Annotated in this window: 11 protein-coding genes; 8 read left to right on the plus strand and 3 right to left on the minus strand. The window is 67.9% G+C overall.

Annotated features, from left to right (window positions below; translation table 11 throughout):
* Positions 1 to 112: 112 nt before the first annotated feature.
* Positions 113 to 409, minus strand: coding sequence for a hypothetical protein (locus Q8R27_RS04760; RefSeq protein ID WP_305697927.1), 297 nt, complete (start codon positions 407 to 409; stop codon positions 113 to 115).
* 60 nt (positions 410 to 469) lie between these two features.
* On the opposite strand from Q8R27_RS04760, the gene Q8R27_RS04765 reads away from it, so the two are divergent.
* The 3 genes from Q8R27_RS04765 to ppc all read left to right on the plus strand — a co-directional run bounded on the left by Q8R27_RS04765 (position 470) and on the right by ppc (position 7,032).
* Positions 470 to 973, plus strand: a complete 504-nt coding sequence (locus Q8R27_RS04765) for a sigma-70 family RNA polymerase sigma factor (RefSeq protein ID WP_305697950.1) — start codon at positions 470 to 472, stop codon at positions 971 to 973.
* A 793-nt stretch (positions 974 to 1,766) separates the two neighbouring features.
* Positions 1,767 to 4,190, plus strand: coding sequence for a hypothetical protein (locus Q8R27_RS04770; RefSeq protein WP_305697928.1), 2,424 nt, complete (start codon positions 1,767 to 1,769; stop codon positions 4,188 to 4,190).
* A gap of 145 nt (positions 4,191 to 4,335) precedes the next feature.
* The gene (gene ppc / locus Q8R27_RS04775; protein WP_305697929.1) at positions 4,336 to 7,032 is read left to right on the plus strand and encodes a phosphoenolpyruvate carboxylase; all 2,697 of its coding nucleotides are present in this window, start codon (positions 4,336 to 4,338) and stop codon (positions 7,030 to 7,032) included.
* A 6-nt stretch (positions 7,033 to 7,038) separates the two neighbouring features.
* Here ppc and Q8R27_RS04780 read toward each other — a convergent pair whose 3' ends face one another.
* Positions 7,039 to 7,947, minus strand: a complete 909-nt coding sequence (locus Q8R27_RS04780) for a LysR family transcriptional regulator (RefSeq protein ID WP_305697930.1) — start codon at positions 7,945 to 7,947, stop codon at positions 7,039 to 7,041.
* Between the two features lie 121 nt (positions 7,948 to 8,068).
* On the opposite strand from Q8R27_RS04780, the gene Q8R27_RS04785 reads away from it, so the two are divergent.
* From Q8R27_RS04785 to Q8R27_RS04805, 5 genes are all read left to right on the plus strand, one after another.
* A complete protein-coding gene (locus Q8R27_RS04785; RefSeq protein ID WP_305697931.1) occupies positions 8,069 to 8,644 on the plus strand; it encodes an NADPH-dependent FMN reductase in 576 nt (191 codons plus the stop codon).
* A gap of 163 nt (positions 8,645 to 8,807) precedes the next feature.
* Positions 8,808 to 9,035, plus strand: a complete 228-nt coding sequence (locus Q8R27_RS04790) for a helix-turn-helix transcriptional regulator (RefSeq protein ID WP_305597460.1) — start codon at positions 8,808 to 8,810, stop codon at positions 9,033 to 9,035.
* Between the two features lie 74 nt (positions 9,036 to 9,109).
* Positions 9,110 to 9,472 (plus strand): hypothetical protein, encoded by a 363-nt coding sequence (locus Q8R27_RS04795; protein WP_305697932.1) that lies wholly within the window; start codon positions 9,110 to 9,112, stop codon positions 9,470 to 9,472.
* A gap of 101 nt (positions 9,473 to 9,573) precedes the next feature.
* Entirely contained in the window at positions 9,574 to 10,080 is a 507-nt protein-coding gene (locus tag Q8R27_RS04800) for a lipopolysaccharide assembly protein LapB (RefSeq protein WP_305697933.1), read from the plus strand.
* A 126-nt stretch (positions 10,081 to 10,206) separates the two neighbouring features.
* On the plus strand, positions 10,207 to 11,148 hold the full coding sequence (locus Q8R27_RS04805) for a D-2-hydroxyacid dehydrogenase (protein WP_305697934.1): 942 nt from the start codon (positions 10,207 to 10,209) through the stop codon (positions 11,146 to 11,148).
* A 4-nt stretch (positions 11,149 to 11,152) separates the two neighbouring features.
* On the opposite strand, the gene Q8R27_RS04810 is transcribed toward Q8R27_RS04805, so the two are convergent.
* Positions 11,153 to 12,979: a DEAD/DEAH box helicase gene (locus Q8R27_RS04810; protein ID WP_305697935.1), complete on the minus strand. Its 1,827-nt coding sequence runs from the start codon at positions 12,977 to 12,979 to the stop codon at positions 11,153 to 11,155.
* Positions 12,980 to 13,139 lie beyond the last annotated feature (160 nt).

A 13,139-nucleotide genomic window follows, 5' to 3' on the forward strand; every position in this document is an offset into this window, starting at 1 on the left:
TGGAGAATGACCTATAGTTGAGTGCAGCGCGGCGCACCATCTGGGAGGAGCAGAGAGCGATCGTGGTCGACGATGACCGACTCGGCCGCTCGGCGCGGTGCGCGGCTGTCAGTTAGGCGTCGTTATGCCCGATTACCGCTTCTATCTGCTTGGCGCTGAGGATCGTGTCCTGGGCGCTGTCGATATCGCGCTCGCCGACGATGAGGCTGCGACCCACAACGCCTGGCGATTGCTCACCGATTGCGATGCGGTCGATGTGCTCCGTGGCGCATTGATGCTCGGCCGTTTGTCTCGGAGCCCAGGCGATCCGCCTCGCAGACGGATGCGACCGCCGCGCGAGCGCCGATGAAATCGCGCGAAATTCGCCATTCAGGCGCGGTTCATCCGCTGCGTTCCATTTCTGGCGCATGGCGGCCGTGGATCGCCGACACTTCCAGTAGCTCCTGCGGAGGTCGGCGTCCCCTTGAGCATGCTCACCGAGTCTGACGAGTTCAAAGAGTCGCTTGAGCGGCTGATCGGGCCCATGCGGGGCTATGCGCTGGCGCTGACACACTCCCGCTCGGACGCGGACGATCTGGTCCAGGAGGCGCTGCTTCGTGCCTGGCGGTTTCGAGTCTCCTATAAACCAGGCACGAACCTCAAAGCCTGGCTGTTCCAGATACTCCGCAACACCCACTATACAGAAATCAAGCGGCGCCGATCGACCGTCCAAGACGTTGATGGTCATTTCGCGGCGGAGCTGACAGTGGACGGGTATCACGATTGGCGCCTGGAATACTTCGAAGTGCTGAAGGCGATTCAGCAACTCACGCCACAGCTGCGAGAGGCCTTGCTGCTGATCTTCGCCGGCGATTTCACTTATGAGGAGGTCGCTGCAATACTCGACTGCCCCTTGGGCACGGCCAAAAGTCGAGTGTTCAGAGCGCGCCGCAAGTTGGCGGAGATGATTGTTGATCCGACCTATTCATCCTGATCAGCGCCTCATCGCTCTGAGCCACGCTCAGGATCTCGTGCGCCGCCTTTCTAGAAGTGGAGGCAAGGCGGCCCTGCTGGGTTCCTGACCTCGGTGCTCCTGGCGCCCTAGGACGCCAGGGGGCGTTTACCGGCCGCATCCACGTCGTCTTTCCGCGCAAGGGGTAAGGAGGAGACCGCCACCACCCTGGCCCTGGTGCCGACTGCTCTGCGGCGATAGTGGGATAGGTTAGGCGCGTGGAACCATCTAACCATCTGATAATAGGCCGTTCGTCCTAGATTGTGGTTCTAGAGGTCCCCCGTTCAAACCGGGGAGGCGGTACCACGCGAAGGCCGTTGGGCTGAGTTACGCCCCATGCGGCTGAGCCAGCGAGGGCTGGTGCGCCAACGCCCGGCTCGCGGAGCTGAGAGGCGTCCCGTCGCCTACAACCCGACGCCGCGAAGGGCAGACGCCCTTTGAAATGTTCACGCCGCTTAATCGCAATCGGTGTGAAACACGCGCAGCGCTATCGGATGGTGCTGCGCCGTCAGTCCAACGGCGTTGTCTCGGGCGTCCGTCGCGCGCTGTGCATCTTGGCGGTCAATCTGGCGGATGAGGGCGGTGTTCATGCCCGGTTTAAGCGCCATCCGCTCTAAGCCCGAGCCACCAGCCCGTTTGGCTTCAAGTCTGGAGTTCAGTTCCTTTGCGTCCGTTACACACCGAGCGTCACCTTCGGGCGAGCACCTTTCGAGGCCTGCTCACCATCAGCGCCGCCGCCGCCGCGCTTAGCGCTGGCTCCGCGACAGCCCAGACGATGGAGCCTGATGAGACCGAGGTTGAAGAACTGGTGGTCAGCGGCACGCGCACTCTGCCGGGTTCCGTGATCGGTGACATCACGCCGGAGGTCACCCTCTCGGCCCGCGAGATCCGCGCCTTCGGGGCGGCCAACGTCACAGAATTGCTCGACGCCCTGTCGCCTCAGACCACCAGCGGCCAGGGCTCGGGCGGGCGGCCCGTCGTTCTGATCAACGGCGCGCGCGTCTCCGGCTTCGCCGAGGTCCGCGACCTGCCCACCGAGGCCATCGCACGGGTGGAGATCCTGCCTGAGGAAGTGTCGCTTAAGTACGGATACCCGGCCGACCAGAAGGTCGTGAATATGGTCCTGCGGCAGCGCTTCAATGCCAAGCTGGCGGAGGCCACGGCAAGCGTGCCCACCCAATCCAGCGGCGGCGAGACGGTCGGCGCCCACGCGGGCCTCCTGCGTATCCGTCGCGGTGAGCGGTTGACCCTCGACGCCAAGGCCACGCGCGTCGACTCGATCCTCGAGAGCGATCGCGACGTGGTCGGCGGCGACGCCTTTCGCACGCTTCAACCCCGGTCCAACGACGTCGTGCTCAACGCCGTCTTGGCTAAGCCGTTAGGAGACGCCGGCGTCTCCGGCACGATCAATGGGACCTACGAGGCGACCGACAGCACCGCTAAGCTCGGCCTCTCGCCGTTCGGGCCCCAGGCGCTGGTCCGGCGATCGGAGTCCGATGACGGCAGTCTCGCCGGCGCCCTGAGCGGCGCCTACGCCGGCTGGCAGTGGTCGTACACCGGCGAGGTGGGTCGTAACGTCTCCAAGTCGACCACTGACCGCGCCTTGGCCGGCCTCGGCTACACCGACCGCACGCGCACCCAGGTCACCTCGGCCCAGTCAGACGTCGTGCTGAACCGCGCCCTCTGGTCGCTGCCCGCGGGCATGGTCAGCTCCACCTTCACCGCACGCGCCTCCACTGTCGAACTGGAGAGCGATTCCCTTCGCGCCGGAGCCGTCACTTCCAGCGACCTCAGCCGCAGCATCGGCCAACTGCAGGCCAGTTTCGACGTACCGCTGACCCGCGCCGACGAAGGCCTAGGCCAGGCCATCGGCAAGCTGTCGGCGAACCTCAACCTCAACTACCAGCACCTGTCCGACTTTGGCGACCTCGAGTCCCTGGGCGGGGGTCTCAACTGGACGCCCGTGAAGCCCCTGCGGTTCTTGGCGTCCTTCACCCGCACCGACCAGGCCCCGACCATCAACCAGCTTGGCGACCCGGTGACGGCGACGCCTGGCGTGCGCGTGTTCGACCTGCAAACCGGCCAGACTGCCGAGATCACCCGCATCACCGGTGGATCGCAAGCGCTGGACAGTGGGCGCCGCGACGTCCTCAAGCTGGGCGCGACCTACAAGCCCTTCGAGAAGACCAACCTGACCTTCCAGGCCAACTACGTCTCCAGCCGCACCCGCGACGCCATCGTCGCCTTTCCCTCTGCCTCGACCCAGGTGGAGAGCGCCTTCCCCGACCGCTTCATCCGCAACGCCGCCGGCGTGCTGGTGCAGCTGGACGCGCGTCCCGTGAACTTCGCCCGCCAATCCCGCGATGAGCTGCGCTGGGGTTTCAACTTCTCGCGGCCGGTGGGCCCGCAGCCGACGCCCGAACAGATCGCCGCCGCGCGCCAGCGCTTCGAGCAGGAGCGCGCCCGCAGAGAGCAGGCGCAATCCCAGGCTCAGACCCCCGCCCAGGGCGGCGCGGGCGCGACCCCGGCCACGCCGCGCCAGGGTGAGGCGGCGCCCGACGGCCCGCCGCCAGGCGAGCGTCCCCCGGGAGACGGTGCGACGGGCGCCGGCCCCGGCGGCGGCATGGGGGGTGGCATGGGCGGTATGGGCGGCGGCGGCTTCCAACGCGGCCCCGGCGGTGGGAGGGGCGGCTTCGGCGGTTTCGGCGGCGGCCCACGCAGCGGCGTCTTCCAGATCGGCCTCTACCATACGGTCGCCTTTCGCGACGACGTGCTGATCGGCGCGGGCCAGCCGGTGCTCGACCTGCTGGACGGTGCGGCGCTTGGCGCTGGCGGCGGATCGTCCCGTCACCAGATCGACCTCCAGACCAACTATACGCGCGGCGGCCTGGGCGTGGCGATGAACACCAAGTGGCAGAGCGCCACCCGCATTACCGGCGCGGCGGCGGCCCAGGACCTGAAGTTCTCCGACTTCACCACGGTCAGCCTGCGCCTGTTCGCCGACCTGGGCGCGCAGCCCTACGCCCGCGATCACCAGTGGCTGCGCGGCATGCGCGCCACCGCCGCCATCGACAACCTGTTCGACGCCCGCCAGGAGGTCCGCACGCTCACCGGGACGACGCCGATCAGTTACCAGCCAGACCTGCTGGATCCGGTGGGACGTTCGGTTCGGTTCACGATCCGCAAGCTGTTCTTCTGACCAAGACGGCTGGGTCTTGATCGGCGACGGCTTCGCGGGCTTTGAGCCTGCAGCCTGCGCATACGGCGTGCTCGGCGGCCCAATCGCCGTCGTTGCGCGCCTTGCACACTAAGCGGCCGGCGAAATCCGTGCTTCAACGTCGGTGATGATCCAGTCTCTCCCCGACCAGCTCCGCTCCAGCGTCCGCTTCCTCGGCCGCATCCTGGGCGACGTCATCAAGGCCCAGGACGGGGAGGCGCTGTTCAACCGCATCGAGGAGATCCGCCAGGCCTCGGTCGCCTTCCATCGCGACGCAGACCCGCAGAGCGCCGAGTTGCTGGAACGCCGCTTGGCCGGCCTCAGCCTGCCGGACACCGTGCGTTTCGCCCACAGCTTCGCCTGCTTCCTGCAGATTACCAACATCGCCGAGGACCAGATCCAGCGCCGCCGCGGCCAGGCGGGCGACGCGCGAGACGACACGCTCGCCGGCGTGCTGCGCACGCTGAAGGACGAAGGCGTCGACCCCGAACAGGTGGTCGCCTTCCTGCGTGACGCGCTGATCGCTCCCGTGCTCACCGCCCATCCCACCGAGGTGCGCCGCAAGAGCGTGCTCGACCGCACCCACGCCATCGGCGCTGATCTCGACGCGTTCGAGCACGCCCGCAGCGATGATGAGCGAGAACAGGCGGAAGCCGAACTGCTGCGGCAGGTGTCGATCTTCTGGCGCACCCGGCTGCTGCGCAACGCCAAGCCGGGCGTCGGCGATGAGATCGAGACCGCCGTCTCCTATTTCGAACGCAGCTTCCTGATCGAGTTGCCGAAGCTCTACGCCCACTGGGCGCGACGCCTGCATGCCGCCGAGCCGCTGCCGAGCTTCCTGCGGGTCGGGTCCTGGGTCGGCGGCGACCGCGACGGCAATCCGTTCGTTACCGCCGAGGTGCTGCGTCATGCGCTCGCCCGCCAGTCCCGCGCCGCCCTGCAGTATTACCTGGGGCGCTTGCGCGCTCTGGGGGCCGAATTGTCTCTGTCCGGCGACCTGGCGCAGATCACGCCCGAACTGCAGGCACTGGCAGAGCGGTCCGGCGACAATTCAGCTCACCGCGTCGACGAGCCGTACCGTCGAGCGCTGGGCGGTGTGTTCGGCCGCCTGGAGGCGAGCTATCCGCGGCTGACCCTGGACGCCCGCGCGCCATCATCCAGCCTTCCGGCCGAACCCTATTCTGGCCCGGACGCCTTCCGGCGCGACCTGCAGATCGTGCAGGATTCCCTGGTGGCCAAGCAGGGCCCACGCTTCACCGAGGGTCCGTTGCCCGAGTTGCTGCGCGCTATCGACTGTTTCGGCTTCCATTTGGCGACCATCGATCTGCGCCAGAACTCCGCCGTCCATGCCCGCGTGGTCGCCGAGCTGCTCGCCGGGGCAGGGGTCTGCACCGCCTACGAGGAACTCGACGAACAGGCCCGCTGCGACCTGCTGCTGGGCGAGCTCGGCCACGGCCGGCTGCTGTTCTCGCCCTTCGCCGCCTACAGCGAGGAGACGCAGCGCGAATATGCAGTGCTCCAGGTGGCCGGCGAGGCGAGGCGCCTCTACGGGCCAGAGGCGATCAAGGCCTACATCGTCTCCAACACCACCTCGGTCTCCGACCTGCTGGAGGTCTATCTGCTGCTCAAGGAGGTGGGCCTGTTCCACCCGGGTCCGCAGCCCCGCGCCGACGTCCTCGCCGAACCGCTGTTCGAGACCATCGCCGACCTGCGCGCGGCCCCGCAGACCATGCGCGATTACCTGTCGCTGCCGCTGGTCGCCGCTCTCCTGTCCGAGCAGCGCCTGCAGGAGGTGATGATCGGCTACTCCGACAGCAACAAGGACGGCAGCTACCTGACCTCGACCTGGGAATTGCATCAGGCGTCGAAAGCGCTGGCCACGGTCACCCAGGACGCAGGTTTGCGCTTGCAGCTCTTCCACGGCCGGGGCGGGGCGGTCGGGCGCGGCGGCGGTTCCAGCTTCGACGCCCTGTTGGCCCAACCCGAAGGCACCATCGGCGGCCGCATCCGCGTCACCGAACAGGGCGAGGTAGTGGCAAACAAATATGCCGACCCGCAGCTCACCCGCCAGAGTCTTGAGACCCTGACCGCCGGCGTGCTGCTCGCCTCCCTGCGCCGTCCTTCGAACGCGCCGCCGGCCGCGGTGAACGGTGAGGTGATGGATGCCCTCGCCGCCGCCGCCTTTTCGTCCTACCGCAAGCTCACGCGCGAAACACCGGGTTTCGTTGAGTATTTCTACTCCGCAACCCCGATCAACGAGATCATGGAGTTGAACATCGGCAGCCGCCCTGCTCAGCGCCAGGGCCGGCGCAGCATAGACGGCCTGCGCGCCATCCCATGGGTGTTCTCCTGGTCGCAGTCGCGCACCATGCTGCCCGGCTGGTACGGCTTCGGTTCCGCCGTCGAGGCGGCCGGCGCCTCCATTGACCAGCTCCGCGAGCTCTACGAGACCTGGCCGTTCTTCAACACCACGCTCGCCAACATGGAAATGGTGCTGGCCAAGGGTGACATGAACATCGCCCGTCGCTACGCAGGTTTGGTCGAGGATCGGCCGCTCGCCGACAATATCTTCGGCCTGATCCGTGCCGAATGGGACCGCACCTGCGAGGCGGTGCTGGCGATCACCGGCCAGTCGGTGTTGCTCGAGAAGAACCCCGACCTCGCCGAGATCATCCGCTCGCGCTTGCCCTACATCGACCCGCTGAACCACCTGCAGATCGAGCTCATCCGCCGCCGCCGCATGGGCGACGCCGACGCCGCGGTGCGCGAAGGCGTCCACCTGACCATCAATGGCGTCGCCGCCGGTCTGCGCAACAGCGGCTGAGGCCGCTCATCCCCAACCCACATGCCATGCCGGACGTCCGGCGAAGCGGCGCGCGAGGAAGTCGACGAACACCCGCACCTTTGCCGCGAGGTGACGAGCGTGCGGGTAGACCGCATGCACCCCGATCGGCTCGCACTCGAACGCGGTCAGGATCGGGATCAACCGTCCGCTGCGCAGATCGTCGGTTGCGGCGAAAGCCGGGGCGCGCGCGATCCCGAACCCCTCTCGGGCCGCGTGCAGGCAGGCGGCGGGACTGGAGAACCGCAGGCGACCCTCGACCCGAATGTCGCGCCTGGCGCCCCCCACCCGAAAATCCCAAAGCGTCGGCTCGCGAAGGTTCAGGTCCAGGATCGCCTCCCGTCCGGCCAGCGCCTCAGGCGTTTGTGGCGTGCCGTGGCGTTGCAGATGGTCGGGAGAGGCGCAGACCACGATCCGCGTCTCCGCCAGCTTGCGCGCGATCAGCGAGGAGTCGGCCAGCCGCGTGATCCGCACCGCCACGTCGAAGCCCTCATCCACCAGGTTCACCGTGCGATCGGAGAACGAAACCTCCAGCCCAACCTGCGGATAGGCTTGGGCGAACGCCAGCAGGGCGGGTTGCAGCGGCGCCGCGCCGAAGGTCACCGGCGCTGAGACCCTCAACAACCCGCGCGGCTGGCCATCGTCTCGCACGCTGTCGTCCAAGGTCTCGAAGGCTTCGACGACCGCGCGAGCGCTTTCGAGATAGGCGCGCCCGACGTCGGTCAGCGCCACGTCGCGCGTTGTTCGGTTCAGCAGGCGGGCGCCCAGTCGATCCTCCAGCCGCATCAATACCTTGGAGGCCTGACTGGGGGAGACCCCGAGCCGCCGCGCCGCCTCGGTGAAACTGCGCGCATCCGCTACCGCGATGAACGTTCTGAGGGCGTCGACACGATCCATGGGTATTAATTCCCAAATGGAAAAAGACTCATCCGAATCTGGCGCGTTATCAACGCACTGGGAAGAGCCCACCTGAAGTCGGAGCCCGCGGCAACCCACGGGCGCCATCACTGGAGACACCATGAGCACCGCCCCGACCGTCGCCGTCATCGTCGGCAGCCTGCGTAAAGGCTCCTACAGCAGAGCCCTCGCGACCGCCCTGGCCGGTCTCGCCACGCCCGCACTCAATCTGCGCATCGTCGAAATCGGCGACCTGCCGCACTACAATCCGGACTTGGACGAGGCTCCGCCAGCCGCCTGGACGCGCTTCCGCGCCGAGGTGAAATCCGCCGACGCCGTGCTGTTCGTCACGCCCGAGTACAATCGCTCCGTACCGGGCGTGCTGAAGAACGCCATCGACGTCGGCTCGCGCCCCTACGGTTCGAGCGTCTGGGACGGCAAGCCGGGCGCGGTGGTCAGCCAGTCGCCGGGCGCTCTCGGCGGCTTCGGCTCCAACCACCACCTCCGTCAGTCGCTGGTCTTTCTCAATGTCCCGACCCTGCAGCAACCGGAGGCCTACATCAGCGGCACGGCTTCGCTTTTCGACGACCAGGGCAAGGTGGCCAAGGAAGACACAGCCAAGTTCCTGAAGACCTTCCTGGGCGCGTTCCAGGCCTGGGTGGAGCGCCACGTCCGCGCGCCCGCTGAGGCCGCGTGAGGCGCCTTCGAGAGAGGGCAGGGCGTTCGCCGACGCTGGGCGGAACTTGATCATTCGCCGCCACATCTTCGCCGCGTGGTATTGATTGCTCGACGCCGGGGCGTTGCTGCGCGATGTAGCGCTCCGCGGCGGCCTGCTGCGGGCGATCGGAAGATGGACGGCGATGATCACGACCGGACCGCACCTGAAACAGGCGCGTGAAGCCCTGCGGTGGTCCCCCGCGGAACTGGCGCGTGCGCTGCGCCTGGCCGGCGGCCCGTCCCAGGGTGAAAAGCGGGTCCTCGAGATGGAGTCCGGGCGCCGGATGATCTCCGGACCGGTGGCGGTGGCCGTGGAGTCGTTTCTGCACGGCTACAAGCCGGTCGGCTTCGAGCTGGACGCGCCCGCATGATATCGGCGTAGGCCGCCCTCAGCATTCGTTAAACGATCCCGCGCACAGTGACGGTCTCTTGTTCGGAGACCGCCATGATCGTCGCCGCCATCGCCGCTCTCGGAGCGCTGCTGGACCTTCAGAGCCTGCAGCAGACGCTGCCGCCCGGTATCGACGCCGCCGTGAGCGAGGCCTTGTCGTCTGTCGACATCGGCGAAGGCGCAAGCGGCGCCCGCACCCTCTCCATTCAGGAACTCAGCGGCGTCTCCAGCGGCCTGGACTTGCGTATCGAAGGACCGGCGACCTTCCGCACTGGTGACATCCTGATCACCGGCGGGTCTGGCAATTCGAGTTTCACGGGCATCCAGTCTGTGAGCTTCAACACTGGCGTAGCCTCTGTCGTTCAGAGTTCTGTGTCGGTCGCCGCCGGTTCGTTCCAACTGGGCGCCGCTCCCTGACCGCATCCAAATTCCTGTGTTCGAATGCCCTATCGGCCCGGCACTTACGTCGCGCGCCGCTAAGGACTAGATTCGAGCCGTTGCGCCCCGGAGCAGGGAGAATGTCGCCGGCAATCAGAATAGCGGTCTTGGGCTGTGTCGTTGCATTCGCCGCAACGGCGTCGCACGCAGCGCCGACGCTGGAGGCTCCGCAGGCCACTACGGCAAGGCAGGACACCGCCGCCAACGACTACCGCAAGGGCGTCGAGGCGCTGCATGCCGGGCAACTGGATCGCGCCGAGGCCGCTGCGCTCAGCCTTGTGGAGGCGGCGCCGCATGGCTCCGCCGGCCGTCACTTGCTGGGCCTGGTCAAGACGCGCAAGGGCGACCTGGCCGGCGCGGTCGCCGAGTTCGACAAGGCCCTAGTCAACGACCCGCAATCTATTCCTGCGCGCACAGAGCGCGCAGTCGTGCTCGCCCGTCTGGGTCAGCTCGACAAGGCCCGCGTCGACCTCGACGCCCTGAAGGCGCGCGCCGCGCTGTGCGGTAAGGCCTGCGCGCCAGAGCTTCGCTCCGCCATCTCGCGGGTCGAGGCCGCGCTGGCCGCGGGCCGTCCGCCCGCCGCCTGATCGGCACGGCCTAAACACATCCTGAAGGCTGGACGCGTGGCGTTCCGTTGCGCGAAGATGGGTCCAGGACAGGCGTCCTTGCCGATCTGGCTCGCGAACCGCCGCCATCACCACTGGGGATGAGACATGAAGGTAGCCATCGGCGAACGCGCGCGCGTCTTTCTCGAAGGCAAGCTGCCGGCGGGCGTCGAGCCGGTCTGGTATGACGGGTCCAAGGGCGCCGTCGCCGCGGCCGGCGAGGTCGAAGCGGGCTGGCTCGACATCATCAACCCGGCGACCATGGCCGAGGCGCTGGAGGTCGGACGCGGGCTGAAGTGGGTTTTCACCGTCCAGGCCGGCGTCAGCGCCCAGCCGCTCGCGACCTTCAAGGAGCGCGGCATCGTGCTCACCAACGGCGCGGGCCTGAACTCCATCCCCGTCGCCGAGTACGCGATCATGGGCATGTTCGCGCTGGCCAAGAACCTTCCGGCCGTGCTCAAGATTCAGGAGGGTCGCGTCTGGCCGCGCGACGCCCCCGGCGTCGGCGAGCTGTTTGAATCCAAGGCGCTGATCGTCGGCTATGGAGCCATCGGCAAGCATATCGGCACGCGTCTTGAGGGCCTGGGCGTCGAGGTGGTCGGCGTGCGCCGCCGCCCCAGCAGCGACCCGGCCATCCTCGGCCCCGATCAGTGGCGCGCCCGGTTGGGCGAGTTCGACTGGGTGATCCTGGCCGCCCCGGCCACACAAGAGACCGACAAGCTGATCGGCGCGGCGGAGCTGGCGGCCATGAAGCCGTCGGCCTTCATCATCAACATTGCCCGCGGCGCGGTGATCGATCAGCCGGTCCTGTTGCAGGCGATCAACGACAAGGTCATTGCCGGCGCCTTCCTCGACGTGGTCGAACCTGAACCCGCGCCGCCCGAGGATCCCGTCTGGTCGACGCCGGGCGTGATCATGACCAGCCACCTGTCCGGGCGCGCCCAGACCAGGCTTGCCGAGCGTGGCGCGATTTTCTTCCTGGAGAACCTCAAGCGCTACGTCGCCGGCGAGCCGCTCCAGAACGTCGTCGACCTGGACCTGGGCTACTAGCGACCTAGGGCCGAGCCTTGTGCGACGGCTTGCCGCCGGGCTTCGGCTTGCCAGCGAAGGCGGGCCTCGGGCCTTGGTTCGGCTTGTTGCCCTTGTAGGGTTTGCCGCCGCCTGGCTTCCCGCCGCCGGCGGGTTTACCCGCGGGCTTTCCCGGGCCGCTCTTGAAGTTTCGCGCCGGCGGAGCTGAGGCTTCCTCGATGCGGATGTCGTCGCCCACCGTCGCCTCGATCGCCTTGGCGAACTTCGCCTCCACCGCCTTGGCGATCTCGAATTTTGTCTCGCGATCGAAGATGCGAATCTGGCCGATGTCTCGCTTGGTGACGTGACCCAGCCGGCAGATCAGCGGGATCAGCCATTTGGGATCCGCGCCGTTGCTGCGCCCCGTCGTCAGCCGGTACCAGGACACGTCGTCCGGGCCCATCCGCGTGAACTCGCCAGGGATCGGGTCGACCAGGGCGTCGCGCTCGGGCTTGTAGGTCTTGATCGGCCCGGAGACCGAGGTCGGCGTGGACCCGCCACGGGTGTCGTCGAACACGTCTTCGGGCGCGGGTAGGGCGGCGCGGTGCAGCCGCACCAGGGCCACCGCGACCTGCTCGGCCGTGCGATCATTGAGCAACGAACGGGCGAGGGCCAGGTCCTCCTCGGTGGGCGTCTCCGACAGCATCGGATCGTTGACCAACCGGGCTTGGTCGCCGGCGCGGATCTCTTCGCCGCTGGGCGGGCCGCTCCAGGTGGCGGCGATGTTCGCCGACTCCAGCAGTTGCTCCACCCGCCGGCGCTTGTTGTAGGGTACGAGCAGAACCGCCGCGCCCTTGCGCCCGGCGCGCCCTGTGCGACCGCTCCGGTGCAGGAGGCCCGCCTTGTTCGCCGGCATGTCGGCGTGCACCACCAGCCCAAGGTCCGGCAGGTCCAGCCCGCGCGCGGCGACGTCGGTGGCCACGCACACCCGGGCGCGTCCGTCGCGCAGCGCCTGCATCGCCTCGCCGCGTTCCTTCTGGGTCAGCTCGCCCGACAGCGCGACCACCGCGAAGCCGCGCTCGCGCAGGTTCACGTACAGATGCCGCACCGCCTCGCGCGTGGCGCAGAACACCAGCGCGCCGGGGCTCTCGAAGTAGCGCAGCACATTGACCACCGCGTGCTCGATCTCGTTCGGCGCGATGCGGATCGCCCGATAGTCGATGTCGCCGTGGGGTTCGTCGTGGCGGGTGGTGTCGATGCGCACGGCGTCGCGCTGATAGCTGCGCGCCAGATTGGCGATCGGCTTGGCTATGGTCGCCGAAAACAGCAGCGTGCGGCGTGCGGCCGGGGTCGCCTCCAGGATGAACTCCAGGTCCTCGCGGAAGCCCAGGTCCAGCATCTCGTCGGCCTCGTCGAGCACGACGACCTTAAGCTCCGACAGCTCCAGGTGGCCGCGCTCCAGGTGGTCGCGCAGGCGGCCCGGCGTTCCGACGACAATATGCGCGCCGGCCGCCAGCATGCGCTGCTCGCGCCGCGAATCCATGCCGCCGACGCAAGTGGCGATCCGCGCCTGGGCCGAGGCGTAGAGCCACGCCAATTCGCTCGCCACCTGCATGGCCAGCTCGCGAGTCGGCGCAACGACCAGCTCCAGCGGTGCGCCGGCCGCACCCATGGTCTCACCGTCGCCAAGGAGGTCGATGGCTGCGGCTAGCCCATAGGCCACCGTCTTGCCGGACCCCGTCTGGGCCGAGACCAATAGGTCGCGTCCCTCGGCGCTGGCGGCGAGAACCGCGGCCTGGACCGGCGTCGCGTCCTCATAGCCGCGCTCTGCGAGCGCGCGCTGGAGCGCGGGTTTGACTTGGGAGAAGGGCATAACATCCTGCGGGGCGTCGCGCGGCCGTTACATCCGCGAAGCGCGCTCTTGAGCACGTTCCCGCCGCCGTCGCCATCGCCTTCGCAGTTGCGGGACGCCGGAGTGTAGAATTTCTCGGTTGAGAGCGGGCGCCGCGGCGTTAGCGTCGGCGCGAACCCGT

The organism is Phenylobacterium sp., from assembly GCF_030697305.1.
In the GTDB taxonomy this organism is placed as follows: Bacteria; Pseudomonadota; Alphaproteobacteria; order Caulobacterales; family Caulobacteraceae; genus Phenylobacterium.

Coding starts and splice junctions, on each gene's coding strand:
- Q8R27_RS04760 (WP_305697927.1), bottom strand. CDS start 409: ATGCGCCAGAAATGGAACGCAGCGGATGAACCGCGCCTGAATGGCGAA.
- Q8R27_RS04765 (WP_305697950.1), top strand. CDS start 470: ATGCTCACCGAGTCTGACGAGTTCAAAGAGTCGCTTGAGCGGCTGATC.
- Q8R27_RS04770 (WP_305697928.1), top strand. CDS start 1,767: ATGGAGCCTGATGAGACCGAGGTTGAAGAACTGGTGGTCAGCGGCACG.
- ppc (WP_305697929.1), top strand. CDS start 4,336: ATGATCCAGTCTCTCCCCGACCAGCTCCGCTCCAGCGTCCGCTTCCTC.
- Q8R27_RS04780 (WP_305697930.1), bottom strand. CDS start 7,947: ATGGATCGTGTCGACGCCCTCAGAACGTTCATCGCGGTAGCGGATGCG.
- Q8R27_RS04785 (WP_305697931.1), top strand. CDS start 8,069: ATGAGCACCGCCCCGACCGTCGCCGTCATCGTCGGCAGCCTGCGTAAA.
- Q8R27_RS04790 (WP_305597460.1), top strand. CDS start 8,808: ATGATCACGACCGGACCGCACCTGAAACAGGCGCGTGAAGCCCTGCGG.
- Q8R27_RS04795 (WP_305697932.1), top strand. CDS start 9,110: ATGATCGTCGCCGCCATCGCCGCTCTCGGAGCGCTGCTGGACCTTCAG.
- Q8R27_RS04800 (WP_305697933.1), top strand. CDS start 9,574: ATGTCGCCGGCAATCAGAATAGCGGTCTTGGGCTGTGTCGTTGCATTC.
- Q8R27_RS04805 (WP_305697934.1), top strand. CDS start 10,207: ATGAAGGTAGCCATCGGCGAACGCGCGCGCGTCTTTCTCGAAGGCAAG.
- Q8R27_RS04810 (WP_305697935.1), bottom strand. CDS start 12,979: ATGCCCTTCTCCCAAGTCAAACCCGCGCTCCAGCGCGCGCTCGCAGAG.